This is a genomic window from Streptomyces sp. PL-25, from assembly GCF_058344915.1.
Window position 1 is genome coordinate 4,490,639 of sequence record NZ_CP136997.1, and the last position, 26,227, is coordinate 4,516,865.

Here is a 26,227-nt window from a genome sequence, read left to right on the forward strand (position 1 = left end):
CTTGCTTGGCCCGCCGGGACGGGCCGCCGCCGGGCCGCCGCGGGCGGTGTCAGGGCGAGGGGGTGATCTGGTCCGGCTGCGGCTCGGGCACCCGCCGCCTGCGGCGCCGCTTGAGCAGCGCCCACGGGCCGCGCGGCCCGGTCGGCATCGCCGCCGTCACCTCCGTACCCGCCTCGGACGCCGCCTCCGCCGCCGCCCGCGCCACCGGCAGGAACCCCTCGCGCCGCGACACGTCCGGCCGTTCCTCCTCCGCCGGCCACAGGCCCAGCGCCGCGCACACCGTCGGCAGCACCGCCATCGCCGCCGTGGCGTACCCCTCGGCGGACGGGTGGTAGTTGTCGGGACCGAACAGCTCGCGCGGGTTGGCCGCGAACTCCGGCCCCAGCAGATCGCCCAGGGACACCGTGCGGCCCCCCTGCTCCACCACCCCGATCGTCTGCGCCGCCGCGAGCTGCCGGGAGGCGCGGCGGGCCAGCCACCGCAGCGGCTGCTGCACCGGCTCGATCGTGCCCAGGTCGGGGCAGGTGCCCACCACCACCTCGGCACCGGCCGTCCGCAGCAGCCGCACCGCCGCCGACAGATGGCGCACCGAGCGCGTCGGCGGCATCCGGTGGGTCACGTCGTTGGCGCCGATCATGATCACGCAGATGTCGGGGGCCTGGTCGGGCTCGGCCAGCACCAGCGCCACCTGCCGGTCCAGATCGTCCGAACGGGCGCCGGGCACCGCCACGTTGCGCAGCCGCACCGGACGCTCGGCGACCGCGGCGAGTCCGGACGCCAGCAGCGCGCCCGGCGTCTGGCCCGCCCGGTGCACGCCCTGCCCCGCCGCCGTGGAGTCCCCGGCCATGGCCAGCAGCAGCGGCTCCTGGCCGGGCGCCTCGTACTCCCTGCCGTACAGCCCGGCCGCGGCCGGTACATGGTGGTCCGTTCCGCCCGCCACCTGGCGTCTGGCCAGCTGCGCCTCGGCCACCAGCAGCCCGAGCGCGGCGGCGCCGGCCAGCCCGAGCCCCCCGCCGCCGTACGCCGCGCCGGCCGCGATCCGCCGGGCCACCCGCGCCCTCGACATGCTCGTCATGCCGCCGCCACCTCCCGCATAGCCGTCCACCCAGTCCTTGCCCCGTACCGACCGTCGTCCAATCGCGACGGGGAGTGAACACCCGTCGCGGGCGGTCCCCGGGCCTTAGGCTGGCGGCACATCCCGACCCATCTGTGCAGCGACCGGAGACAACGGTGCAATTCCACGACTCGATGATCAGCCTCGTCGGCAACACCCCGCTGGTACGGCTCAACAGCGTCACCAAGGGCATCAAGGCGACCGTCCTGGCCAAGGTCGAGTACTTCAACCCGGGCGGCTCGGTGAAGGACCGCATCGCGCTGCGCATGATCGAGGCCGCCGAGCGGAGCGGCGAACTGCGGCCCGGCGGCACCATCGTCGAGCCGACCAGCGGGAACACCGGGGTCGGCCTGGCGATCGTGGCCCAGCAGAAGGGCTACAAGTGCATCTTCGTCTGCCCGGACAAGGTCTCCACCGACAAGATCAACGTGCTGCGCGCGTACGGCGCGGAGGTCGTGGTGTGCCCGACCGCCGTGGCACCGGAGCACCCGGACTCCTACTACAACGTCTCCGACCGCCTCGTGCGTGAGACCCCCGGCGCCTGGAAGCCCGACCAGTACTCCAACCCCAACAACCCGCTCTCGCACTATCACTCCACCGGCCCCGAGCTGTGGGAGCAGACCGAGGGCCGGATCACCCACTTCGTGGCGGGCGTCGGCACCGGCGGCACCATCTCCGGTACCGGCCGCTATCTGAAGGACGCCAGCGACGGCCGGGTCAAGGTCGTCGGCGCCGACCCCGAGGGCTCGGTCTACTCCGGCGGCTCCGGGCGGCCGTACCTGGTCGAGGGCGTCGGCGAGGACTTCTGGCCCACCGCCTACGACCGGGACGTCGCCGACGAGATCGTCGCCGTCTCCGACAAGGACTCCTTCCAGATGACCCGCCGCCTCGCCAAGGAGGAGGGCCTGCTGGTCGGCGGCTCCTGCGGCATGGCGGTCGTCGCGGCCCTGGAGGTGGCCGAGCGGCTCGGCCCGGACGACGTCGTCGTGGTGCTGCTGCCGGACAGCGGGCGCGGGTACCTCTCGAAGATCTTCAACGACGAGTGGATGGCCGACTACGGCTTCCTGGAGGACGAGGGCCCCAGCGCCCGCGTCGGCGACGTGCTGGAGGACAAGGCGGGCGGCACCATCCCCTCGCTGGTCCACATGCACCCGGACGAGACCGTCGGCCAGGCCATCGAGGTGCTGCGCGAGTACGGCGTCTCGCAGATGCCCGTCGTGAAGCCGGGCGCGGGCCACCCCGACGTCATGGCCGCCGAGGTGGTCGGCTCCGTGGTCGAACGGGAGCTGCTGGACGCGCTGTTCACCCAGCGGGCCTCGCTGGAGGACCCGCTGGAGAAGCACCTGTGCGCCCCGCTGCCGCAGGTCGGCTCCGGTGAGCCGGTGGCCGACCTCATGACCGTGCTCGGCACCGCCGACGCGGCCATCGTGCTGGTGGAGGGCAAGCCGACCGGTGTGGTCAGCCGGCAGGACCTGCTCGCCTTCCTGGCCAAGGGCGGCAAGCAGTAGCGCCCGGCCGCCGCCCGGTGTCCGCCGCGCGCTGCGGGAACACGCGGTGACCTGCGGCCGAGCACCTGTCGTACAAGTGGTACGCGCGTGTCACGTGCCCGCAGCACCCGCTTAACACGCGTCCGCCACAGTGATGGTCGTCGGCAGGGAGGCGGAGCCCCCCGGGATTCACGCCCCGGACCTCTCCTCCTGGCCGGCGACCGAGCGGCGTCAAGGACAACCGGAGCGGCTCCCGGACCTCCATGGACGCCCAGGACGCGGGGCCCGGCCTGACCCGGCCCGCGTCCCTCGCGGGGACCGCCGTCGTCCCGCCCCCCAGTGCTGGGGGTGCGGCGGTCCCCGCGCACACCTCTCGCGCCGTACGGCGTGCCCCGTACGGCGCCTGCCGAGGGCTCCCCTCGCTCAGGGGTCCCGGCCGGTCGGCCGGTCAGTCGTTCCAGTCGTCCGAGGAGGGCCGGCGCCGCCGGAACAGGTCCGGATTGGTCCGGGCCGCCTGCACGGCGTTGACGCCGACGATCCCGGCCCAGGCGGCGATCAGGCCGGGCAGATGGGCGAGCCCGCCGCCGATCGCGGAGAGCGGCACGGCCAGCACCAGCGAGACGATCCCGAAGCCGAACCGCTCGCCGAAGGAGTCCGTGGGCCGGGGCGAGCGGGCGCCGCGGGTCGCCGCCATCTGCTGCTCGGCCACATGGCGCCGCATCCGCCGCTCGACGGCGCCGTCGATGCGCTGGTCGACCTTCTCCAGGAACGAGTCGACCAGCTCCGACTCGTACTCCGAACCCAGCTCCCTGCGAGCCTGCAAGGTGGCGTCGAGTTCCTTCTTGAGGTCGGTGTCCCGCGCGTCCATTCCGCTCATGCGCACCAGGCTAGAGAGCCGCCCGCCCGCCCGCACTGGTGCTAACCCCCCGCCCCGTCCGGGGGCCGTCCGCCGCCGGTGCCACCCGGACTGCGGCTGCGGCGGGCGCACCGACGGCGGCGGCCGTCACCTCGGCCCCGGGTGGGGGCCGGAGCGCGGGCACAGGGGTCGCGTGCACCGCGTACGGTCACGATTAGCACGCCGACGGTCGCGTTCCGTGCCGATAGGGCGACACTTGGCGGTTCCCTTGCCTCGTCTGTATGGGGTCATGCAGAGTTCTTGGTGTCTGAATAGGAACTGGTCGGGGAGTACTCTCCCGGGGCGTCGACGACTTCTGGAGGGGGAGCACGTCATGAGCGTGACCGAGAGTCCTGCCGCGCGGTTGCAGGCGCTCTTCGAAGGGCACCGGCTGACACCGACCCAGCGGCGCATCGCGCACAGCATGGTGCGGCGCGCCGCCGACGTGCCGTTCCTGTCCAGCGTCGAGCTGGCCGAACTGGCCGGGGTCAGCCAGCCGTCGGTCACCCGCTTCGCGGTCGCCCTCGGCTTCGACGGCTACCCGGCGCTGCGCCGCCATCTGCGCGAGGTCGCGCCCGCCGAGCCGGTGGCGCGCGCGGAGTCGGCCAACGAGTACCAGCAGGCCGTCGAGGCGGAGATCGAGAACCTGCGGCACCTGGCCGAGGCGCTGGCCGATCCGGGCCCGGTGCGGGAGGCCGGGCGCCTGCTCGCCGCCTCGCGCCCGCTGCCCGTCCTCGGCCTGCGCGCCGCGGCCTCCCAGGCGTACGGCTTCGCGTACTTCGCGGCCAAGGTGCACCCGGACGTACGGCTGCTCCACGAGGGCGGATCGATGATCGAGGACCGTATCGACGGCGCCGTACGGGCCGGGGCGTCGGCGCTGCTGTGCTTCGCGCTGCCGCGCCATCCGCGGGAGGTGGTGGACACCCTCGCCCACGCCAAGGAGGCCGGGCTGGCCGTCGTCACCGTCGCCGACTCGGCGTTCGCCCCGGTCGCCCGCCACAGCGACCTGCTGCTGCCCGCCGCCGTCGGCACCGGGCTCGCCTTCGACACCGCCTGTGCGCCGATGCTGCTGGGCCGGGTGCTCCTGGAGGCCATGTGCGACGACCTGCCCGACGCGCAGGCACGCCTGGAGGAGTTCGACGCGAAGGCGGCGGCGCGCGGCCTCTTCGAGGACTGATCCGAGGGCCGGACGGCACTCGGACGCGCTCTCAGACTCGTCTCACGAACGCTCGCTAGCCTCCCGCCCGGACGGACAGCAGTGTGCCGGGAAGCGGAGGAGGCAGCACGTGGCACGCGGAACGCGCGAGGACCGTGGAGGCAACCGTGGGGGCAACCGCGGAGGCAGGGGACTGGCCCGGGTGGCCGTCGTCGTACGGGCCGGGGCGGCGCCGATGTGGTGGCTCGGGGTGGTCGCGGCGGGAGCGGGAGTGCTGGTGCCGGGGCTGACCGGGCGGCGGATCGGCGTCCTCGCGGGCGCCGCGCTGTTCCTGGTGGCCGCGGCCGTCGTCGCCTGCGTCCGGCGCCGCCGCTACACCGGCCTCGCCCGCTCGGCCGCCCGCGCCGGACGGCACGACGTGCTCCAGGACCGGGCGGTCAGCGCCCGCGCCTGGCGCCGCGGGCACCGCTGGTGGCTGCTGGCGGCGTTCGCGGCCGCGCTCGGCTGCTCCTTCGCCCTGCCGGCGGCGGGCGGCATGCTCCTGGCGGGCGCCGGGGCGGGGCTGCGGCTCAAGGCCGCCTGGCTCGGGCGGCTGGAGCGGTCCGGGGACGTGCTGCTGTGGGTGCGGGTGGACTGGCTCGGCCCGCGCGGCGGGAGTCCGGCGGGCAAGGCGGTCAAGGCGTACCGCGGTACGGGCATCGCGGCGGGCGACGCGGCCCCCGGAGGGGCCCGCCGCCGCACCGCCGCGCTCGTCTGATCCGCCGTCACCGCCCGCCGGGGCGGCCGCGGTTCAGACCTCCAGGTCCTGTTCGATCCGCTTCAGCTGATGGCGGGCCATCGCCAGGTTGGCCCGCTTCGCGTCCAGGACCAGATAGAGGAAGAGGCCGTTCCCGCTGCGGCCGCCGAGCAGGCGGATCACGTGGTACTGGTCGCTCAGGGTGATCAGGATGTCCTCGATCTCCCCCTTGAGGCCCAGGTGTTCCATGGTGCGCATCTTCGCCCGTACGACGTCGGTGTTGCCCGCCGCGGCGACGTTCAGGTCGAAGGTCTTGCTGCCGCCCATCGTGCCCAGCGCCATACCGCTGGTGTAGTCGACGAGCGCGACTCCGGTGGCGCCCTCGATCGAGGCGAGCGCTTCCTTCAGACAGGTCTCGGTGTTGGCCATGGCCGGTCGGTCTCCTTCAGCTTCTCTGGTTCTCTGCTTCTCTGCTTCTCTGGTTCTTCAGCTGCTCTGGCTTCTTCTCGGGTGCCGGTGGTCGGGCCCGGCGGACGGGGGCCCGCCGCCGGTGGCGCGCGGGGCGTCGGTGAGTTCGCCGATGCGGGCGCCCGCCCGGCGGCCCTCCAGGTGGAGGCGGCCGACGTTGACGCGGTCCTCGGCGAGCAGGGTCAGCACGGCACCGCGGCCCGCCGCGTAGGTGGCGACGTATCCGTGGACGCCGCGCAGCAGCACCTCGCGCAGCTCGCCCCGGCCGGTCACGTCCGCCATGCGCACGGCCACGCCGAGCGCGGTCGCGGTGAGCGCCGCCAGGCCCTCCGGTTCCACGCCCGGGGTGTCGTGGGCCAGGACGAGGCCGTCGACGCTCGCGGCCAGGGCGCCGGTGAGCTGCGGCACCCGGACCCGCACCCGCCGCAGCTCCTCCAGGATCTCGGGCTCGGCCGCCATCCGGTGTCTCCTCTCAAAGGGCCTCCAGCGCATCCCTGAGCCTCTTCAGCAGCGTGATGTGGGGGTCTTCGGCGCCGTGGTCCGGCGCGGGGGGCCAGGGGTCCGCGCGTGCGGGGCCGGTCCCCCGGTCTCTCCGGCCGTACGCGGCGGGAGGGGGCGGCGAGAGGTCCCGCGCGGGCGGCGGCTCCGGCCCCGGGCGCGGGGCGAGGAGGCCCGCGGCGGCCAGGCGCCGCACGTCCACCAGGGTGTGGAACGCCTGCCGCCCCAGGTCCCGGGCCAGGTCGGCGGCGGTGCGGTCGCCGTCGGCCCGGTCCAGCAGGGCCTGCCGGCGGGCGGTGGGCCGTGGCGCGGCGGCGGTGGGCGTGCGCAGCAGCGGGGCGCTGTCCGGCCGGGCGTCGGGCCAGACGCGGTCCAGCAGCGCCCGGCGGCGCAGGGTCTCCCGCTCCAGGGCGTCGACCGGGACCGGCGGGAAGGGGCCGGACCGGTGGCCGGTGCCGTAGCGGAACCGGCCGGGGGTGCTGCTCGGGGCGAGGACGAAGTAGGCGGCGTCGTAGAGCGCGCTCAGATGGCACAGGTGCAGGGCGCCCTCGGCGAGGCGGCCGTCGGCCAGCAGGGCCCGCGCGGCGCCGCCCTGGCCGCCGGCCCGGGAGACCGCGTCCTGCCAGATCTCGTGCCGCAGTGTGCCGTGGGTGGTGAGCAGGACGCCGAGGCCGGGGGCAAGCGGGCTCTCGGCGTACGCCACACGGCCCTCGTCGAGGTGGAGCGTGCCGCGTTCGCGGACGAGGACACCGGTGGCCCGTTCGGCGGCCAGGCGGGTCAGCATCGGGGAGAGGCCGGCCGGGGCGCGCTCGCCGCGGGTCCGGTCCCGCACCGGCAGCGGGGGCGGGGGCGGGGGTGCAGCGGGGGTGTCGACCGCGGTCATCCCAGCACCAGCCGCTCGGCCATCTCGCCCAGGCGTATGCGGGCCAGCGCGAGGTTGCCCTCGGCGCGGGTCAGCCACAGGTGCAGGAACACGGTGCTGTCGAAGCCGGTGTCCACGAACCGCAGCAGGTGGTAGCTGTCCCGGTTGCTGACGATCAGGTCCTCGACGGGCGGGCGTCCGTCGTCCTCGGTGCCGGTGCCGGTGCCGGTGGCGGCGAACGCGCCGTGTTCGGCGGCCAGCCGCGCCAGTTCCGCCGCCTCGGCCGCCGTGGTCTCGTGGTCGCCGCCCGGCGGCTCGCCGACCGCGCCCAGGGCGAGTCCGCTCGTCCAGTCGACCAGCGCGGCACCCCGCGCACCGGGCAGCCGCATGGCTTCCAACAGGCACTCGTCGATTCCGGGCACGCTCGTTCCCCTCCCGCCTGGGGTTTCGGCTGAGTGATGGGGACGCTACGCAGGGTGTGCGGGAGCGATGGAGGGTTCTGGCATTTTCCGGTGGAACATGCGTCCCGGGAACTAATGTGGGTCGGCTGAGCCCCGCCCGCCCCTTCGCCGGGTCCCGGGGTGCGCCCCGTCACCCCCTTCGCCGCCACCGCGTCACCGCGGCGTATTGACTAGCTCTATTCAGCGGTCCAGGATGTGAATAGAAGCCGTAACACATCCGTCGGGAGCAACCGCCAGGAGGCAGCCCATGTCAGGACCCCGCCCTGTTCGAGCACCGCGCGGTACGGAACTGAGCGCCCTGGGATGGCAGCAGGAGGCCGCCCTGCGGATGCTCCAGAACAACCTGGACCCCGAGGTCGCCGAACACCCCGACAAGCTCGTCGTCTACGGCGGCACCGGCAAGGCCGCCCGCGACTGGCGCTCCTTCGACGCCATGGTCCGCACGCTGCGCACCCTCAAGGCCGACGAGACCATGCTCGTCCAGTCCGGCCGCCCGGTCGGCGTCATGCAGACCCACGAATGGGCGCCGCGCGTCCTGCTCGCCAACTCCAACCTCGTCGGCGACTGGGCCAACTGGGAGGAGTTCCGCCGCCTGGAGGCCCTCGGCCTGACCATGTACGGGCAGATGACCGCGGGCTCCTGGATCTACATCGGCACCCAGGGCATCCTCCAGGGCACCTACGAGACCTTCGCCGCCGTCGCCGCGAAGAAGTTCGACGGCACCCTCGCCGGGACCATCACCCTCACCGCCGGCCTCGGCGGCATGGGCGGCGCCCAGCCGCTGGCCGTCACCATGAACGACGGCGTCGCGATCTGCGTCGACTGCGACCCGCGCGCCATCGACCGCCGTATCGAGCACCGCTACCTCGACGTACGCGCCGACTCCCTCGACCACGCCCTCCAGCTCGCCACCGAGGCCCGCGACCAGCGCAGGCCGCTGTCCATCGGCGTCCTCGGCAACGCCGCCGAACTGGTCCCGCAGCTCCTCGCCATGGGCGCGCCCATCGACATCGTCACCGACCAGACCAGCGCGCACGACCCGCTGGCCTATCTGCCGCTCGGCGTCGACCTCGAGGACATGGCGGACGCCGCCGCCAAGGACCCGGCCGGCTTCACCACCCGCGCCCGCGAGTCCATGGCCAAGCACGTCGAGGCCATGGTCGGCTTCCAGGACGCCGGGGCCGAGGTCTTCGACTACGGCAACTCCATCCGCGGCGAGGCGCAACTGGCCGGATACGCGCGCGCCTTCGCCTTCCCCGGCTTCGTCCCCGCCTACATCCGGCCGCTGTTCTGCGAGGGCAAGGGCCCCTTCCGCTGGGCCGCGCTGTCCGGCGAGGCGTCCGACATCGCCAGGACCGACAAGGCGATCCTCGACCTGTTCCCGGAGAACGAGTCGCTGGCCCGCTGGATCAAGATGGCCGGTGAGCGCGTCCACTTCCAGGGGCTGCCCGCCCGCATCTGCTGGCTCGGCTACGGCGAGCGCGACAAGGCCGGTGAGCGGTTCAACGACATGGTCGCCAGCGGCGAGCTCCAGGCGCCGGTCGTCATCGGCCGCGACCACCTCGACTGCGGCTCCGTCGCCTCCCCGTACCGCGAGACCGAGGCCATGCTCGACGGCTCCGACGCCATCGCCGACTGGCCGCTGCTGAACGCCATGGTGAACGTCGCCTCCGGCGCCTCCTGGGTCTCCCTGCACCACGGCGGCGGCGTCGGCATGGGCCGCTCCCTCCACGCCGGGCAGGTGACCGTCGCCGACGGCACCGCGCTGGCGGGCGAGAAGATCCGCCGGGTGCTCACCAACGACCCCGGGATGGGCGTCATCCGGCACGTGGACGCCGGGTACGACATCGCCGAGTCGGTGGCCGGCGAGCGGGGCGTGCGGATCCCGATGCGCGAGGGTGACCAGGCGTGAGCTTCCACAGCATGTGGGCGGAGCTGCTGCCGGTCGGCCGCAGCTCCGCCTCCGGCGGCTACCGCCGCTACGCCTGGACCGGCGCGGACGCCGACTGCCGGGCCTGGTTCCGGCAGCAGGCCGAGGACCGCGGCCTGGCCTACGAGACCGACCGCAACGGGAACCAGTGGGCCTGGCTCGGCGACCCGGCCGCCGGGGACGCCGTCGTCACCGGTTCGCACCTGGACTCCGTACCGGACGGCGGGGCCTTCGACGGACCCCTCGGCGTGGTCTCGTCGTTCGCCGCACTGGACGAACTGCGCCACCGGGGAGCGCGGTTCACCAGACCGCTCGCCGTCGTCAACTTCGGCGACGAGGAGGGCGCCCGGTTCGGACTCGCCTGCGTCGGATCACGGCTGAGTGCCGGGCAGCTCACCGTCGAACAGGCGCACCGGCTCACCGACGGCGACGGGACCACCCTGCCGAAGGCCATGGAGGCCGCCGGGTATGACCCGGACGCCATCGGCCCCGACCCGGAGCGGCTCGCCCGCATCGGGGCGTTCGTCGAACTCCATGTGGAGCAGGGCCGCGCCCTCGACCTCACCGGCGACGCCGTCGGCGTGGCCAGCGCGATCTGGCCGCACGGGCGGTGGCGGTTCGACTTCCGCGGCGAGGCCAACCACGCGGGCACCACCCGCCTGGCCGACCGCCGCGACCCGATGCTGTCCTACGCCGAGACGGTGCTCGCCGCCCGCCGCGAGGCCGAACTCGCCGGTGCCGTCGCCACCTTCGGCAAGATCGCCGTGGAGCCGAACGGGGTCAACGCGATCCCGTCCCTGGTGCGCGGCTGGCTCGACTCACGCGCCGCCGACCAGGAGACCCTGGACACGGTGGTCGGCGGCATCGAGAAGGCGGCCCGCGCCTACGCGGACGCCCAGGGCATCGACCTCGACGTCGTCCGGGAGTCCTTCACGCCCGTCGTGGAGTTCGACCACGCCCTGCGCGACGAACTCGGACGCATCCTGGGCCGGGACACCGGACTGCGGGTGCCCGTGCTCGGCACCGGCGCCGGACACGATGCCGGGATCCTCTCGGGGAGTGTCCCGACCGCCATGCTGTTCGTGCGCAACCCCACCGGTGTCTCGCACTCCCCGGCCGAGTCCGCCGCCGAGGACGACTGCGCGGCCGGGGTGCGCGCACTGGCCGACGTACTGGAAGGACTGGCGTGCGCGTGACCGAGGCGACCTACTGGCTGGAGCACGCCTGGCTCGGCACGCGCGTCGAGCCGGGCGTGCTGGTCGAGACGGCGGACGGACGGATCACCGCCGTGCGCACGGGCGCCGCCGCCCCGCCGCCCGGCGCCGAGGTGCTGCGCGGGCTCACCCTGCCGGGCCTGGCCAACGCGCACAGCCACGCCTTCCACCGGGCGCTGCGCGGCACCGTCCAGGTCGGCTCCGGCACCTTCTGGACCTGGCGCGAGGTCATGTACTCCGTGGCCGACCGGCTGACCCCGGACACCTACCACGCGCTCGCCCGCGCGGTGTACGCCGAGATGGCCCTCGCCGGGATCACCTGCGTCGGTGAGTTCCACTACGTGCACCACGCCCCCGGCGGCGCCCGCTACACCGACCCCAACGCCATGGGCGAGGCCCTGATCGCGGCCGCCGCCGAGGCGGGCATCCGGATCACCCTCCTCGACACCTGCTATCTCGCCGCGGGCTTCGGGGAGCCGCCCAACGCCCACCAGCTCCGCTTCTCCGACACCAGCGCCGAAGCCTGGGCCGAACGCTGTGCAGTTCTCAAGGAACGGGATCACGCGCGGATCGGTGCCGCCGTCCACTCCGTACGGGCGGTGCCCGCCGGGCAGTTGGCGACCGTGGCGCGGTGGGCCGAGGAGCGGCGGGCCCCGCTGCATGTGCACCTCTCGGAGCAGACCGCCGAGAACGAGGCCTGCCTCGCCGCCCACGGGTGCACCCCCACCCGGCTGCTGGCCGACCACGGCGTCCTCGGCCCGCGCACCACCGGTGTGCACAACACGCACCTGACCGACGACGACATCGCGCTGCTCGGCTCCGCGGGCACCGGCACCTGCATGTGCCCGACCACCGAACGGGACCTCGCGGACGGCATCGGACCGGCCGCGGCCCTCCAGCGGGCCGGCTCCCCGCTCTCCCTGGGCTCCGACAGCCACGCCGTCATCGACCTGCTCGAAGAGGCCCGCGCGATGGAGCTGGACGAACGGCTGCGCACCCGCACCCGCGGCCACTGGACGGCCGCCGCCCTGCTGCGCGCCGCCACCGCCGACGGCCACGCGGCCCTCGGCTGGGCGGAGGCCGGCCGGATCGAACCCGGCGCGCTCGCCGATCTGACCACCGTCGCGCTGGACTCCGTCAGGACAGCGGGACCGGAGCCCCGGCTGGGCGCCGAGACGGCCGTATTCGCGGCGGGCGCGGCCGATGTACGGCATACGGTCGTGGGCGGCCGGCAGGTCGTGCGCGACGGCGCGCACACGCTCGTGCCGGACGTGCCGCGGGCGCTGGCCGCCGCCGTCGAAGCCCTGCGCCGACCCCCATCGCCCCCCACGAGGACACCATGAGCACCAGCACCGTCATCACCAACATCGCCACGCTGGTCACCAACGACCCCTCCCTCGGCGACAACTCCCCTCTCGGACTGATCCGGGACGCGGCGCTCGTCATCGACGGCGACCGCGTCGCGTGGACCGGTGAATCAAGCAAAGCACCCGCCACTGACAACCGCCTCGACGCCGGTGGCCGCGCGGTGCTCCCGGGCTTCGTCGACTCCCACTCCCACCTGGTCTTCGCGGGCGACCGCACCGAGGAGTTCAACGCCCGGATGTCCGGCCGGGCCTACAGCGCGGGCGGTATCCGCACCACCGTCGCCGCCACCCGCGCCGCCACCGACGCGGAACTGGAGGCCAACCTCACCCGCCATCTCGCCGAGGCCCTGCGGCAGGGCACCACCACGTTCGAGACGAAGTCCGGCTACGGCCTGACCGTCGAGGACGAGGCCCGCGCCCTGCGCGTCGCCGCCGCGCACACCGATGAGGTCACCTACCTCGGCGCCCACATCGTCTCCCCGGACTACGCCGACGACCCGGCGGCCTATGTGGCCCTGGTTACCGGCGAGATGCTGGACGCCTGCGCCCCGCACGCCCGCTGGATCGACGTCTTCTGCGAACAGGGCGCCTTCGACGGCGACCAGGCGCGCGCGATCCTCACCGCGGGCCGGGCCAGGGGCCTGCACCCGCGCATCCACGCCAACCAGCTCTCCTACGGCCCCGGGGTGCAGCTCGCCGTGGAGCTGGACGCGGCCAGCGCGGACCACTGCACGCATCTGACGGACGCGGACGTCGACGCGCTGGCGCACAGCGACACGGTCGCCACGCTGCTGCCCGGCGCCGAGTTCTCCACCCGGGCCGCGTGGCCGGACGCCCGCCGCCTGCTGGACGCGGGCGCCACGGTGGCCCTGTCCACCGACTGCAATCCGGGGTCCTCGTACACGTCCTCGGTGCCGTTCTGCGTCGCCCTGGCCGTGCGGGACATGGGCATGACGCCCGATGAGGCCGTCTGGTCGGCGACGGCGGGCGGGGCGGCGGCGCTGCGCCGCACCGACGTGGGCCGGCTCACCCCCGGCGCCCGCGCCGACCTGGTCGTCCTGGACGCCCCGAGCCATGTCCACCTGGCCTACCGGCCGGGCGTGCCGCTGGTGGACCAGGTGTGGCGCCGGGGCGTGCGCGAGGTCTGAGACACCGAGGCGTCAGGCGGGAGACAGGCGGGAAGGCCCCGGGCCGCAGGTTACTGGCCGGGCCCTCCCGCCCGGGGCTCACTCCTCGACCGTCAGCGCCTTGCGCAGCCGCACCAGCGTGCGCGACAGCAGCCGTGAGACGTGCATCTGGGAGATGCCCAGCTCCTCGCCGATCTCCGACTGGGTCATGTTGGCCACGAACCGCAGCGAGAGGATCTTCCGGTCCCGGGCGGACAGTTCCGCGATCAGCGGCTTCAACGACTCGACGTACTCGATGCCTTCGAGCCCGTGGTCCTCGTAGCCGATGCGGTCCGCGAGGGCGCCCTCGGAGTCGTCGTCCTCGGGCTGGGCGTCCAGCGACGAGGCGGTGTACGCGTTGGAGGCCGCCATGCCCTCCACCACCTCGTCCTCGGTCAGACCGAGGTGGCGGGCCAGCTCGCCCACCGTGGGCGCGCGGTCGAGGCGCTGGGCCAGCTCGTCACCGGCCTTGGCCAGGTCGAGCCGCAGCTCCTGGAGCCGGCGCGGCACGCGCACGGACCACGAGGTGTCCCGGAAGAAGCGCTTGATCTCGCCGATGATGGTAGGCATCGCGAAAGTCGGGAACTCGACGCCGCGAGACAGTTCGAAGCGGTCGATCGCCTTGATCAGGCCGATGGTGCCGACCTGGATGATGTCCTCCATCGGCTCGCTGCGGGAGCGGAAGCGGGAGGCGGCGAACTTGACCAGCGCCAGGTTGAGTTCGACGAGCGTGTTGCGTACGTACGCGTACTCGTGGGTGCCTTCCTCAAGGCACTCCAGTCGCTCGAAGAGGGTCTTGGACAGGGCCCTGGCGTCGTCCGGGGCCACTTCGTCGTACGGCGGGATGTCCGGGAGGCCGGCCAGCGCGGCGAGGGGGTCCAGGTACTCCGGAGCGGGTGTCGACGTCGCCGTCTGGGTATGCGAGGCGTCGAGCCGGGGTGACATGATGTCCTCCATCGTTCTCGGCATATGGCTGCCGAAGCCAATTCGTGCACTGCGGTGTGCGGCGCCTCCAAAGCCGGCCGTGTCGGTTACGTGTCCCTACTAGCCCTACCCGCTTTCCCGAGGCGATCGCAAGTGCGTTCTGTCGGTATATGTCCGTTTGTGTGCGGTTGTTCGGGTGTTGGGGCGGTCGGGGAAGGCGTAGTGTTCGAGGGCGTCAGTCAGCAGCCACGACTCCTGGGAGAGAGACGGCATGGACCGCGGGACGGTCGGCAGCGCACAGTCGGGCCGGCTTCTGGTGGAGGTGCGGCAAGAGGGCTCCAGTGCCGTCGTGACACCGGCGGGTGAACTGGACCACCACACGGCCGACCTTCTGCGCGAGCCGCTGGAAGAGTGCCTCGACAAGGGGCGCTCACGTCTGGTGGTGGACTGCTCGCGCCTGGACTTCTGCGATTCCACCGGGCTGAACGTGCTGCTGGGGGCGCGGCTGAAGGCGGAGGCGGCCGGGGGAGGTGTGCATCTCGCGGGGATGCTGCCGGTGGTGGCGCGCGTGTTCGAGATCACGGGGGCGGACGCGGTGTTCACCGTGCACGCCACGCTCGACGACGCGCTGGCCGGTGAGCGGGGCGGACCCGGCGCTGCCGGGAGGGCCGGGGAGACCGGCTGAACCGACGGCGGTGGCGTCAGCCTGCCCCCTTCCGCGGACTCCTTCCCTTCCTTTCTTTCCCGCGTGGCACGAAACAGGGGGTGTTCCGCGGGATCGGTCGGGCAGGAGACATGCGGAAGCGGATCGACCGGTGGCGTACCGGCCATGTACGAGCGTGGTGACTTTTGAATCGTGAACTGGTGAATCGGTGAGGTGAAGCGCTGATGAGCACCACCCGGCCTTGTTCGCCGGGCGACCGTGGCCCGGAGACCAGCGGCGCTTCCGGGGCGTCCGAGGGGGATGCGCCGGCCGACGACGCCTCCCCAGGGGGTGTGACGGCCGTGCCGGCGACCCCGTCGGCAGGCCGCCAGGTCCGCAGACTGAGCTTCGACGGCACGAGCGGCGTCGTGCCGCTCGCCCGCGACTTCGCCCGTCAGGCGCTGTACGCGTGGGGCTGGCTGCCCGCCGCGTCGGCCGACCAGCGGGCCGCCGCCGAGGACGTCCTCCTCGTCGTCTCCGAACTGGTCACCAACGCCTGCCTGCACGCCGAGGGCCCGGACCGGCTGGAGATCACCTGTGACAACAAGGTGATCCACATCGAGGTCTCCGACCTCGGCGCCGGCCAGCCCGCACCCCGCACCCCGCACCGCGCGGGCCGCCCCGGTGGTCACGGCATGTTCATCGTCCAGCGCCTGTGCCTGGACTGGGGCGTGGTCCGGGTCCCGGGCGTCGCCGGCAAGAAGGTGTGGGCGGAACTGGGCGCACCGGCGTAGGACGCGCACGGCGGGCGCCTGGGCGCCCGCCGCCTCCCGCGGCATCCGCGTACGCCCGCAGCGTCCGCGTACGTCGGTTGCGCCCGCGTACGCATGCCGTACGCGCTTACGCAGGCGGTACCCGCGCACGCCTGGCGGCCTCCCGACGGCCGGGACCCGCGCGCGCCTGCTGGCGGCGTACGCCGATCGCGCCCGCCCGCTCGCCGTGCCCGCCCGTCGGCCTCGCGCCCGCCGCGCCCCGATTCCGGCGCCGGGCCGCGTCCACGCGCGCCTGCCCGTCCCCGCGCCGGTCGCGCTCCCCCGCCTCGGCGCTCTGGCCCGGCCAGGCTCCTGGCCCTGCCGCCCCCGTGCGCCTGCCGGGATCCACGCCTCGCGCGCCGTCGCGTCCGGCCCGCGCGCCCCCGGCTCCCCCGTTATCTTCTTCGCGGTTCCGCAATGGGGCCGCTGGCCTCCGGGCCCGGCATGGCTGTTGCCCCCTGTCGAAGGCATGACCTGGGGGGTGGTGTCACCGGGCCTGGGAGGTGCCGTCGGAGACGCTGATGAGAGGTCCGGCCACCGCCCGGTCCGGCGCAACGCCGGACAGCTCGTGGGCGGCAGGTCTGCATAACGTGGATGCGCGCGTACGACACCACTGCCGAGGCCGGCACGATCAACTCTCTGGAAAGGCACGATGTTCGACACCGGCGACGTGGGCGTGTTCCTCGGCCTGGACGTCGGCAAAACCGCTCATCACGGCCACGGGCTCACCCTGGCTGGGAAGAAGGTCTTCGACAAGCAGCTGCCCGACAGCGAGCCGAAGCTGCGGGCGGTCTTCGACAAGCTGACCACGAAGTTCGGCACCGTCCTGGTGATCGTGGACCAGCCCGCCTCCATCGGCGCCCTCCCGCTGACCGTGGCCAGGGATGCGGGCTGCAAGGTCGCCTGCCTGCCCGGCCTGGCGATGCGGCGGATCGCCGACCTGTATCCGGGTGAGGCGAAGACCGACGCGAAGGACGCCGCGGTGATCGCTGACGCGGCCCGCACCATGCCGCATACGCTGCGCTCGCTGGAGCTGACCGACGAGATCACCGCCGAGCTGACCGTGCTGGCGGGCTTCGACCAGGACCTCGCGGCCGAGGCCACCCGCACCTCCAACCGGATACGCGGCCTGCTCACCCAGTTCCACCCCTCGCTGGAGCGCGTCGTCGGACCACGCCTGGACCACCCCGCCTTGACCTGGCTGCTGGAACGCTACGGCTCCCCGGCCGCGCTGCGGAAAGCCGGCCGCCGCAGACTCGTCGAGGTGGTCAGACCCAAGGCTCCACGCATGGCCGTCCGGCTGATCGACGACATCTTCGACGCGCTCGACGAGCAGACCGTCGTCGTCCCGGGCACCGGCACCCTCGACGTGATCGTGCCGTCGCTGGCGAAGTCGCTGGCCGCCGTCCACGAACAACGCCGGGCCCTGGAAACGCGGATCGAGGCACTGCTGGAGGCCCACCCTCTTTCCCAGGTCCTGACCTCGATGCCCGGCATCGGCGTCAGGACCGCCGCAGTCCTCCTGGCCACCATCGGCGACGGCAGCAGCTTTCCCACCGCCGCCCACCTGGCCTCCTACGCCGGCCTTGCCCCGGCAACCCGCCAGTCCGGCACGTCGCTCCACGGCGAGCACGCCCCCAGAGGCGGCAACCGGCAGCTGAAACGAGCGATGTTCCTCTCCGCGTTCGCAGCCCTCCACGATCCCGCCTCCCGCACCTACTACGACCGCTGCCGAGCCCGCGGCAAAACCCACACCCAGGCCCTCCTCCGACTCGCCCGCCACCGCATCAGCGTCCTGTTCGCCATGCTCCGCGACGGAACCTTCTACGAACCCCGCAGCCCTCGCCTCGCTTGACGAAGGACATAGAGGCACCCCCGTATCCCACGGCCCCGTGACATGCATCCCCTGTGCGTGACGCACGTCCCCGTCCGGCCGCGGTGAAGTTTCCGGGGCGGCCCCGGGTTGTCGGTGGGGAGCCCTAGACTCGGAGAGCGATGAGCAGCCTCTTTGACGACAGCTTCCTGGCGGACCTCCAGGCCCCCCGCGGCCACGAGGAGGAACCCCCGCCCCCCGAGGACGAGCACGCTCCGGAGCCGGTTCCGGACGATCTGTTCGGCGGGAAGTTCGACGTGTCCCCGGACCAGGGCTCCCGCGGCGCGGACTCCTACTACCGCGACGGCGCCCCGCGTCCGGCCGTCGACCCGGCCGCCCTCCTGGACGGGCTCAACGAGAACCAGCGCGCGGCCGTCGTCCACTCCGGCTCCCCGCTGCTCATCGTGGCCGGCGCCGGTTCCGGCAAGACCCGGGTGCTCACCCACCGCATCGCCCACCTGCTGGGCGCGCGGGGTGTCCACCCCGGGCAGATCCTGGCGATCACCTTCACCAACAAGGCCGCCGGTGAGATGAAGGAGCGCGTCGAGCAGCTCGTCGGCCCGCGGGCCAACGCGATGTGGGTGATGACCTTCCACAGCGCGTGCGTGCGCATCCTGCGCCGGGAGTCCAAGCGGCTCGGCTTCACCTCCTCCTTCTCGATCTACGACGCCGCCGACTCCAAGCGCCTGATGGCCCTGGTCTGCCGCGACCTGGACCTCGACCCCAAGCGCTTCCCGCCCAAGTCCTTCAGCGCGAAGATCAGCAATCTGAAGAACGAGCTGATCGACGAGGAGGACTTCGCCGCCCAGGCCACCGACGGCTTCGAGAAGACCCTCGCCCAGGCGTACGCCCTCTACCAGTCGCGGCTGCGCGAGGCCAACGCCCTCGACTTCGACGACCTGATCATGACGACGGTCAACCTGCTGCGCGCCTTCCCGGACGTCGCCGAGCACTACCGCCGCCGCTTCCGGCACGTCCTGGTCGACGAGTACCAGGACACCAACCACGCCCAGTACGCCCTCGTACGGGAGCTCGTCGGCACCGCCGCCCACCCCGAGGACGTCCCGCCGGGCCCGGACGACCTCGGCCCCGCCGAACTGTGCGTGGTCGGTGACGCCGACCAGTCGATCTACGCCTTCCGCGGCGCGACCATCCGCAACATCCTCCAGTTCGAGGAGGACTACGCGGACGCGACGACGATCCTGCTGGAGCAGAACTACCGCTCCACGCAGACCATCCTGACCGCCGCCAACGCGGTCATCGAGCGCAACGAGTCGCGCCGCCCGAAGAACCTGTGGACCAACGCCGGCGCCGGTGCCCGCATCACCGGCTATGTCGCGGACACCGAGCACGACGAGGCCCAGTTCGTCGCCGAGGAGATAGACCGCCTCACGGACGCGGGCGAGGCCAAGGCGGGCGACGTCGCCGTCTTCTACCGCACCAACGCGCAGTCCCGTGTCTTCGAGGAGATCTTCATCCGCGTCGGCCTGCCCTACAAGGTCGTCGGCGGGGTCCGCTTCTACGAGCGCAAGGAGGTCCGGGACGTCCTCGCCTACCTGCGGGTCCTGGCCAACCCGGAGGACTCCGTCCCGCTGCGCCGCATCCTCAACGTGCCCAAGCGGGGCATCGGCGAGCGCGCCGAGGCGATGATCGACGCGCTCGCCCAGCGGGAGAAGATCAGCTTCCCGCAGGCGCTGCGCCGGGTCGAGGAGGCGTACGGCATGGCCGCGCGCTCGACCAACGCCGTCAAGCGGTTCAACACGCTGATGGAGGAGCTGCGCACCATCGTCGAGTCGGGCGCCGGCCCGGCCACGGTCCTGGAGGCCGTCCTCGAACGCACGGGCTATCTGGCCGAGTTGCAGTCCTCCACCGACCCGCAGGACGAGACCCGGATCGAGAACCTCCAGGAACTCGCCGCCGTCGCGCTGGAGTTCGAGCAGGGGCGTGAGGAGGGCGAGTCGGTCGCGCTCTCCGAGTTCCTGGAGCAGGTCGCCCTGGTCGCCGACTCCGACCAGATCCCCGACGAGGAGGACGGCGACGGCGTCATCACCCTGATGACCCTGCACACCGCCAAGGGCCTGGAGTTCCCGGTGGTCTTCCTCACCGGCATGGAGGACGGCGTCTTCCCGCACATGCGGGCCCTCGGCCAGGTCAAGGAGCTGGAGGAGGAGCGCCGGCTCGCCTACGTCGGCATCACCCGCGCGCGGGAACGGCTGTATCTGACCCGCTCGGCGATGCGCAGCGCGTGGGGGCAGCCGTCGTACAACCCGCCCTCCCGCTTCCTGGAGGAGATCCCGGAGGCGCACGTGGACTGGAAGCGCACGGGTGGTTCCGCGCCCATGTCCTCCGGGTCCGCCTCCGGTGTCGCGGCGTCGCTGTCGTCGTCCCGTTCGCGTTCGTCGGCGTCCGGCGCCTCCGGGTTCGCCACCCGCCGGAGCGCGGAGAAGCCGGTGGTGGCCCTCGCCGTCGGCGACCGGGTCACGCACGACCAGTTCGGCCTGGGCACGGTGGTCGCCGTCAAGGGCACCGGTGGCAACACGGAGGCGACGATCGACTTCGGCGACACCAAGCCCAAGCGGCTGCTGCTGCGGTACGCGCCGGTCGAGAAGCTGTAGGGCTCTTCCGCCCGGAGAAGCCGTGAGCCCCCGCCGGTCAGGTGGGGGCTCGACGGTACGCGGTACGCGCCGCGCGGCGCCGTGCCGCTACGTCGGGTCCAGGCCGTGGCTGCGCAGCCACGGCAGCGGGTTGATCGGCGCGCCGCCGCCGGGCCGTACCTCGAAGTGCAGGTGCGGACCGGTGGAGTTGCCGGACTTGCCCGAGAAGGCGATCGGCTGCCCGGCCTTGACGGTGGCGCCGGTGACGACCTGGTAGCGGGAGAGGTGGCAGTACCACGTCTCCGTGCCGTCCTTCGCGGTGAGGATCAGCATGTTGCCGTAGGCGCTGTTGAACTGGGTGCGCACGGTGCCGTCGGTGGCCGCCATGACCGTCGTCCCGTACCAGACGGGGAAGTCGATGCCGGTGTGCACGGACATCCAGTTCACGCCGGCCTGCCCGAAGTAGGCGCTGAGCCCCTTCTGCGCCACCGGCAGCGCGAACTTGGGGCGCAGCCGCTCCTTGCGCTCCGCCTCCTCGGCCGCCTTCTTCCGGTCGGCCTCCTGCTGCGCCTTGAGGTCGATGCGCTCCTGGGTTCGGCTGGCCCGGTCGGCGAAGTCGTCGGCACCGGCGGACAGGCTCTGGAGCTGGGTGTCCAGCTTGTTGTTGGCGGTGGCCGGCTGCACGGGGTGCGCCTCGGAGGCGGAGGCGGCCGCGGTGTCCTTGCCGTCGTCGGTGAAGCTGCCGACGGAGGCCGCGGCGATACCGGCGACACCCACGACGCACACCGAGGGCACCGCCACGGTCAGCAGCGCCGAACGCCGGGCCGGGGGGCGGCGCCGCGAACGGCCCTGGCCGCGCGAGGCCGCACGCGACGACGGAACCGGAGTGATCTCTTCCTGCTCCTCCAGCAGGGCGGCGACGGGCAGTTCACCGGTGTCGGCCGGGCCACTGCCCTCCGTACCGGAGTCCGGGCCGCCGGGGGCGGCGGCGTACGGGTCGAGCCGGTCGAACGTCCGGGTCTCGTCGTGGGGCCGGTGCTCCTCGTACGCACCGGTCTCCTCGTACGTACCCGTCTCGTCGTACGTACCGGCCGCTTCGTACGTGGCGCTCTCGTCGTAGGTCCGCTGCGCGGGGAAGTCCCCGGGGGCGGGGGCGGTGTCGTCGGCCGCCGGGGCGCCGGTGTTCCACAGGGTGGCGTCATAGGCGCCGGTGTCGAAGGTCTGGGTGCCCCAGTCCCACTGCTGGGTCCGGTCGGCGGCCTGCTGGGTCCGGTCGTCCGGGGCCGCGGCGGGCGCGCCCTGGAGCCAGGCGCCCGTGTCCCACTGGCCGGTGGCCTCGGGGGAGCCCGACTGCTGCGGTACGGCCGACAGGTGCTGGTAGCCGGTGGCCCAGGCGGTCGTGTCGTAGGCGCCGGTGTCGTACGCGGCGTGGTGCTGGGCCGCGTACAGGTCGTGGTGCACGGTCTGGTGGCTGCCGGTGGACCACTGGGTGGTGTCGTACGCGCCGGTCGTGCCGCCGCCGTCCGTCCGGCCGCCGTCGGGGAGTTCGCCGAAGAGCGGGTCGGCCGGGAAGCCGGCCGTGCTGTGAGCGCCGGTGTGGAAACCGGTGGTGCCGTGGTCGCCGTACGTGGTGAAGTCGCCGTAGGCGGCTTCCTGTCCGCCGTACGGCGCGTAGGGCGCCGGGGCGTCGTCGGAGGCCGGAGCCGGGGGCGTCGCGGTCCCCGACGGGTGGCGGTCGTTCACCAACTTCTCTTTCGCCTCGACAACAGGGGCTGCCAGAGCAGTGCGGCGACTGTACCCGGCGGTACGCGGGCGCGACAATCTTCGGCAGGTTTCCCGCCGTCGGGAAACGGGCAATCGGCCGTGATTCGGCGGACTGCGGACAGAGGCTTGGCCCTGTGTTCGAGGTGATGTTCGACCCTGATGGGCCAATGCCGCTCCCGGAGCGGGCGGTCGGTGCCCTGCGGAGGCCGCCGGTGCCCGGCGGGGGAGGGTCAGGCCACGGTGACCCCGCCGTTCCCGCCCGCGCCTCCGTCCCCGCCCCGCTCCCCGCTCCGGGCGGCGGACGGATCGCCCGGCCGCACGGTGTCCAGGGCCTCGCGTATCCCCCCGGCCACGGCGGGGTGCACACAGAGCGCGAGATGGCCGATGCCGCTCACCCGGACGTTCTCCGCGCTGAGGTCCGGATGTTCGACGCAGGCCGACTCCAGCGGGTCCATCAGGTGGTCGAGGTCGCTCCAGAAGCTCACGAAGTACGTACGGCAGCCGGGTGCCGGACGGGACAGCTCCTCGATCAGCTCCGAACCCGGGCGCATCTGGCGGACGATGGGATGCGCGTTGGCCAGCGGGGCGACCCGGGTGCCCGCGTGCGGCGTGCCCAGGGTGACGAGGGTGCGCACGCGCCGGTCGCCGCCGAGCCGCTGCACGTAGTAACGGGCTATCAGGCCGCCGAGGCTGTGGCCGACGACGTCCACCCGGCTGCTGCCGGTGCGCTCGCAGATCTCCTCGATGTGCCGGCCGAGCAGTTCGGCCGCGGTGCGGATGTCGCAGGTCAGCGGCGAGTAGTTGAGGGACTCCACCTGATGTCGTCCGTGCTGGGCGAGGCTGCGGCGCAGCAGGACGAAGACCGAGCGGTTGTCGATGAAGCCGTGCAGCAGGACCACCGGCGGCTTGGCCTCGGTGGGCAGTCGGGCGGCGGCGTCCGGGGCGGGCACCTGGCCCGCGGCGGCGCGGCGCTCCTGGACGATCCCCGAGGGATAGAGGAGGACGTGCCCGGCGAGGATCGCCAGCTCCAGGGCCGTGGCCTTCAGCAGGTCCAGTGAGAGGCCCGCGACTCTGGCCGGGAGCAGACGCTGGCAGAACGGCAGGATCGGGTCTGCGACGCTGGTGACCTTCATGGCCGACCTCCTGTCGGCACGCGGGAGGACGGCTCTGTCCCCCCGGTGCTCTCGTGGGCGGTCGCGGTGAGGCGCCGCGCGCGCCCGCCGGTCCGTCCCTGGTGCTCTCGCCGGGGCGCCGCCGGGCGACCGCGCCCCGCCACGGCCCGCGTCCCGAAGGCGCGGGGGACCGGCCGCGACTCCCGCGCCGCTGCCGCCCCGCTCCGCCGCTTGTCCCGGTGCCCGCTCCGGCACGGGTCCTGCCGGTGGTCCCGCCCGTGGTCCCGCCGCGGTTTCCGGACCGGGGCGGCGGGGAACGGTGCGCGGTATGCGGGGAGGCGGTCCGCGGGTGCCCCGTCCGCGGCGTGTTCCGCTCCGTGCCGTCGCTCGTGTATCCGCTCCTGCCCGACGTGGCCGAGCGGCTGTCCCTGCGTGTGATTTCCCCCTCGCTCCGTGCCGTGAAACTGCCGGGTGCGGGATGCTGGAGATAACGTTCGTTCACTTCCCCGGACGACGTGGTGCGGGGCGTCCGTCCCGTGGTGGGCGTAGGAAGTCGCTTCATGGAGGCAGTGATGGGTGTGGCAGCCGGTCCGATCCGCGTGGTGGTGGCCAAGCCGGGGCTCGACGGCCACGATCGCGGTGCGAAGGTGATCGCGCGGGCGCTGCGCGACGCCGGCATGGAGGTCATCTACACGGGTCTCCACCAGACCCCGGAGCAGATCGTCGGCACGGCGATCCAGGAGGACGCCGACGCGATCGGCCTGTCCATCCTCTCCGGCGCGCACAACACGCTGTTCGCCGCCGTGATCGACCTGCTGCGCGAGCGTGAGGCCGAGGACATCGTCGTCTTCGGCGGCGGCATCATCCCCGAGGCGGACATCGCGCCGCTGAAGGAGAAGGGTGTCGCGGAGATCTTCACCCCGGGCGCCACCACCCAGTCGATCGTCGACTGGGTCCGCGCCAACGTCCGCCAGCCCGCCCAGGCGTAGGGCGTCCCGTCCGGACGGCGTTTCCCGTCCGGACGAGGACTCCCGCCCGGACCCGGCTTCCCATTCGGACAGGGCCTCCCGCCGGGAGCGGGCCGGGCCTTCGGGCCCTGGCGCCGCGCCCCGGACCGGTCCGACCTCGACGCACGGCCCCGGCCCGCCGCCGGGCCACCGGCTCCCGCGCCGTCCCTGCGCGCCCGGCGTCCCGAGCGGGGTGCCGTACGGGGGCGGGGCGGTGCTCAGCCGGGGGCGGGCGCCAGTTCCTCGGCCATCGTCCGGCGCAGGCGCAAGGTGGTGACCAGCCGCTGGAACGCCTCCGCCCAGTACCCCCCGGCGCCGGGCGAGGTGTCCTCCGTCTCGTCCGGCACCGCCAGCAGCCCGTCGAGCCGGGCCGCCTCCACCGGGTCCAGACAGCGCTCGGCCAGTCCCATCACACCACTGAAACTCCATGGGTAGCTCCCTGCGTCCCGCGCGATGTCGAGCGCGTCGACCACCGCCCGTCCGAGCGGTCCGGCCCACGGCACCGCACACATCCCGAGCAGCTGAAACGCCTCGGACAGACCGTGCGCCGCGATGAACCCGGCGACCCAGTCGGCCCGTTCGGCGGCGCCCAGCGTGCCGAGCAGCTTGGCGCGCTCGGCCAGGGACACCGCGCCGGGCCCGCCGGCCTCGGGTGCCGCGGGCTCCCCGAGGAGCGCCCGCGCCCACACGGCGTCCCGCTGCCGTACGGCGGCCCGGCACCAGGCCGCGTGCAGTTCGCCCTGCCAGTCGTCCGCCACCGGCAGCGCCACGATCTCCTGCGGCGTGCGGCCGCCCAGGCGCGGGGACCACGTGCCGAGCGGGGCCGCCTCCAGCAGCTGGCCCAGCCACCACGACCGCTCACCCCTCCCCGACGGAGCCCTGGGGACGACACCGTCGCGCTCCATGCTCGCGTCGCACTCGTGAGGGGCCTCAACGGCGATCGCCGGGGTGCCGCCCGTGCGGTCGACGGCGACGCAGGCGGCGGCCCGGTCCGCCATCCGCGCGGCCAGCGCCGACCCGGGCAGCGCCGACAGCAGCTCCGCGGCGGTCGACCGGACGTTGCGGCTCCGGTCGCCGAGGGCCTGTTCCAGGAACGGCTCGTCGGCGGGGCCGAGTCCGGTGCGCAGCGAGTCCAGGAACATCAGCCGGTCCTCGGCCCGCTCGGTGGCCCACGTGGTGGCGAGCAGGTCGCGGGCCGCGTCCGGTTGCTGCCGCCGTACCGCTGTGAGGAGCGCGACCCGTTCGGCGAACAGGCCTTCCTCCCACAGGCGGCGGACCTCGTCGGCGTCCTCGGGGCCGGGCAGCGCGGCACCGCCGCCGGAGGCCGCCCGCAGCGCGAACCGCCACTCCGGGTTCAGCCGGGCCAGCCACAGTCCGCGCGGACCGGCGAAGGCCAGCGCGGCGGGACGCAGATCCGTACGCCCCCGGGCCGCGTCCAGCAGCGCCGGGAGCGTCGGCGCGGGCGCCGCGTACCCGTGCGCGTTGGCCGCCGCGAGCCACTGGGGCAGCAGCTCCATGAGGTCCGGTGCGGTGCCCCTGCGTCCGCCGCCGCCCGCGCCGGGGCGGTCGGCCAGCAGCATGGCGAGCCGGTCGGCGGCGGCGGGCGGCAGGGCAGGGCGCGGGTCGGCGGGGGCCTGCGGGATCCGCTCGGCGGCGGGCGCCGGGAGCAGTCCCGCGCGCCGGGCCACGGTCTGTTCGGCCGCCGCGTCCAGCAGGGCCGTCGGAGCGTCCCGGCCGGGTGTGCCGGCCGGGGGCCTGCGCCGGTCGGTGCCGAGCAGGGCGGTGGTGACCGACTCCTCCCAGGCGCCCGCTGCGGGCGCTTCCACCGGGGCGGAGGTCCTGATCATGAGCGTCCTTTCCGTTGCCGGGTGCCTGAGGGTGCTCGGAGGGTCACCCGGTCCGGGTTTCCCCTGGTACGGAAGAAATGCGTGTGCCGGGAGAAATGCGTGCGTCTGAGGAGGAAGGGCGGGCTCGTGAGGTGCTGCCGGGGCTGCTGGGGCCGGGGCGCGCCTTTCGGGTGCCGGGGTGCGCCTTTCGGGTGAGACTTCCCGCTGTGCTCCGCACGCCCCGCGGCCGGCCCCGACGTCACTCCGATGCCGGACACCGGGACCCCTCCGACCGGGGCGGATGTCGCAGACGGTGTA

At 73.6% G+C, this 26,227-nt stretch carries 22 protein-coding genes; 12 read left to right on the plus strand and 10 right to left on the minus strand.

Annotated features, from left to right (window positions below):
• Window positions 1-49 precede the first annotated feature (49 nt).
• Window positions 50-1,075, minus strand: a complete 1,026-nt coding sequence (locus R4Z62_RS20375) for an SGNH/GDSL hydrolase family protein (protein ID WP_382846747.1) — start codon at window positions 1,073-1,075, stop codon at window positions 50-52.
• A 155-nt stretch (window positions 1,076-1,230) separates the two neighbouring features.
• Here R4Z62_RS20375 and R4Z62_RS20380 point away from each other — a divergent pair, with 155 nt between their 5' ends.
• Window positions 1,231-2,622 carry a cystathionine beta-synthase gene (locus tag R4Z62_RS20380; RefSeq protein WP_064533494.1) on the plus strand — a complete coding sequence of 464 codons (1,392 nt, stop codon included), beginning with the start codon at window positions 1,231-1,233 and terminating at the stop codon, window positions 2,620-2,622.
• 427 nt (window positions 2,623-3,049) lie between these two features.
• On the opposite strand, the gene R4Z62_RS20385 is transcribed toward R4Z62_RS20380, so the two are convergent.
• Complete coding sequence (locus R4Z62_RS20385) at window positions 3,050-3,469, minus strand: hypothetical protein (protein WP_385504214.1); 420 nt, start codon at window positions 3,467-3,469, stop codon at window positions 3,050-3,052.
• Window positions 3,470-3,830: 361 nt separating this feature from the next.
• On the opposite strand from R4Z62_RS20385, the gene R4Z62_RS20390 reads away from it, so the two are divergent.
• Entirely contained in the window at window positions 3,831-4,673 is an 843-nt protein-coding gene (locus tag R4Z62_RS20390; protein ID WP_064533489.1) for a MurR/RpiR family transcriptional regulator, read from the plus strand.
• A gap of 214 nt (window positions 4,674-4,887) precedes the next feature.
• Entirely contained in the window at window positions 4,888-5,409 is a 522-nt protein-coding gene (locus R4Z62_RS20395; protein ID WP_237305539.1) for a hypothetical protein, read from the plus strand.
• A 33-nt stretch (window positions 5,410-5,442) separates the two neighbouring features.
• On the opposite strand, the gene R4Z62_RS20400 is transcribed toward R4Z62_RS20395, so the two are convergent.
• Genes R4Z62_RS20400 through R4Z62_RS20415 form a run of 4 tightly spaced genes read right to left on the minus strand, consistent with a single transcriptional unit; the run spans window position 5,443 to window position 7,638 of the window.
• Window positions 5,443-5,817, minus strand: a complete 375-nt coding sequence (locus tag R4Z62_RS20400; RefSeq protein ID WP_064533485.1) for a roadblock/LC7 domain-containing protein — start codon at window positions 5,815-5,817, stop codon at window positions 5,443-5,445.
• A gap of 57 nt (window positions 5,818-5,874) precedes the next feature.
• Window positions 5,875-6,315 (minus strand): roadblock/LC7 domain-containing protein, encoded by a 441-nt coding sequence (locus tag R4Z62_RS20405; RefSeq protein WP_064533483.1) that lies wholly within the window; start codon window positions 6,313-6,315, stop codon window positions 5,875-5,877.
• A gap of 13 nt (window positions 6,316-6,328) precedes the next feature.
• Complete coding sequence (locus tag R4Z62_RS20410) at window positions 6,329-7,237, minus strand: hypothetical protein (protein WP_491520548.1); 909 nt, start codon at window positions 7,235-7,237, stop codon at window positions 6,329-6,331.
• A complete protein-coding gene (locus R4Z62_RS20415) occupies window positions 7,234-7,638 on the minus strand; it encodes a hypothetical protein (RefSeq protein ID WP_491520549.1) in 405 nt (134 codons plus the stop codon). Before R4Z62_RS20415 ends, R4Z62_RS20410 begins: the two co-directional genes overlap by 4 nt.
• A 286-nt stretch (window positions 7,639-7,924) precedes the next feature.
• On the opposite strand from R4Z62_RS20415, the gene hutU reads away from it, so the two are divergent.
• Genes hutU through hutI form a run of 4 tightly spaced genes read left to right on the plus strand, consistent with a single transcriptional unit; the run spans window position 7,925 to window position 13,336 of the window.
• Complete coding sequence (hutU, locus tag R4Z62_RS20420; protein WP_491520550.1) at window positions 7,925-9,589, plus strand: urocanate hydratase; 1,665 nt, start codon at window positions 7,925-7,927, stop codon at window positions 9,587-9,589.
• Window positions 9,586-10,803 carry an allantoate amidohydrolase gene (locus tag R4Z62_RS20425; protein ID WP_064533476.1) on the plus strand — a complete coding sequence of 406 codons (1,218 nt, stop codon included), beginning with the start codon at window positions 9,586-9,588 and terminating at the stop codon, window positions 10,801-10,803. Before hutU ends, R4Z62_RS20425 begins: the two co-directional genes overlap by 4 nt.
• The gene (locus R4Z62_RS20430) at window positions 10,800-12,164 is read left to right on the plus strand and encodes a formimidoylglutamate deiminase (protein ID WP_491520551.1); all 1,365 of its coding nucleotides are present in this window, start codon (window positions 10,800-10,802) and stop codon (window positions 12,162-12,164) included. The genes R4Z62_RS20425 and R4Z62_RS20430 overlap by 4 nt, the downstream gene beginning before the upstream one ends.
• A complete protein-coding gene (gene hutI / locus R4Z62_RS20435) occupies window positions 12,161-13,336 on the plus strand; it encodes an imidazolonepropionase (RefSeq protein ID WP_064533474.1) in 1,176 nt (391 codons plus the stop codon). The genes R4Z62_RS20430 and hutI overlap by 4 nt, the downstream gene beginning before the upstream one ends.
• Before the next feature lie 78 nt (window positions 13,337-13,414).
• On the opposite strand, the gene R4Z62_RS20440 is transcribed toward hutI, so the two are convergent.
• Entirely contained in the window at window positions 13,415-14,311 is an 897-nt protein-coding gene (locus tag R4Z62_RS20440) for an RNA polymerase sigma factor SigF (RefSeq protein ID WP_018566966.1), read from the minus strand.
• Window positions 14,312-14,549: 238 nt separating this feature from the next.
• Here R4Z62_RS20440 and R4Z62_RS20445 point away from each other — a divergent pair, with 238 nt between their 5' ends.
• The 4 genes from R4Z62_RS20445 (at window position 14,550) to pcrA (ending at window position 20,221) form a co-directional block, all read left to right on the plus strand.
• Entirely contained in the window at window positions 14,550-14,963 is a 414-nt protein-coding gene (locus R4Z62_RS20445; protein WP_491520552.1) for an STAS domain-containing protein, read from the plus strand.
• 203 nt (window positions 14,964-15,166) lie between these two features.
• Window positions 15,167-15,715, plus strand: coding sequence for an ATP-binding protein (locus R4Z62_RS20450; protein WP_491520553.1), 549 nt, complete (start codon window positions 15,167-15,169; stop codon window positions 15,713-15,715).
• Window positions 15,716-16,385: 670 nt separating this feature from the next.
• Window positions 16,386-17,588, plus strand: a complete 1,203-nt coding sequence (locus R4Z62_RS20455; protein WP_491520554.1) for an IS110 family RNA-guided transposase — start codon at window positions 16,386-16,388, stop codon at window positions 17,586-17,588.
• A 140-nt stretch (window positions 17,589-17,728) separates the two neighbouring features.
• The gene (gene pcrA, locus R4Z62_RS20460; RefSeq protein WP_491520555.1) at window positions 17,729-20,221 is read left to right on the plus strand and encodes a DNA helicase PcrA; all 2,493 of its coding nucleotides are present in this window, start codon (window positions 17,729-17,731) and stop codon (window positions 20,219-20,221) included.
• A gap of 87 nt (window positions 20,222-20,308) precedes the next feature.
• Here the strand turns inward: pcrA and R4Z62_RS20465 are convergent, their stop codons facing one another.
• A complete protein-coding gene (locus tag R4Z62_RS20465; RefSeq protein WP_491520556.1) occupies window positions 20,309-21,943 on the minus strand; it encodes a M23 family metallopeptidase in 1,635 nt (544 codons plus the stop codon).
• 251 nt (window positions 21,944-22,194) lie between these two features.
• Window positions 22,195-23,097: an esterase/lipase family protein gene (locus R4Z62_RS20470; RefSeq protein WP_491520557.1), complete on the minus strand. Its 903-nt coding sequence runs from the start codon at window positions 23,095-23,097 to the stop codon at window positions 22,195-22,197.
• A 551-nt stretch (window positions 23,098-23,648) separates the two neighbouring features.
• Between R4Z62_RS20470 and icmB the strand changes: the two genes are divergently transcribed.
• Entirely contained in the window at window positions 23,649-24,065 is a 417-nt protein-coding gene (gene icmB, locus R4Z62_RS20475) for a coenzyme B12-dependent isobutyryl CoA mutase small subunit (RefSeq protein WP_064534749.1), read from the plus strand.
• 236 nt (window positions 24,066-24,301) lie between these two features.
• Here the strand turns inward: icmB and R4Z62_RS20480 are convergent, their stop codons facing one another.
• Window positions 24,302-25,930, minus strand: a complete 1,629-nt coding sequence (locus R4Z62_RS20480; RefSeq protein WP_385497126.1) for a DUF5691 domain-containing protein — start codon at window positions 25,928-25,930, stop codon at window positions 24,302-24,304.
• Window positions 25,931-26,227 lie beyond the last annotated feature (297 nt).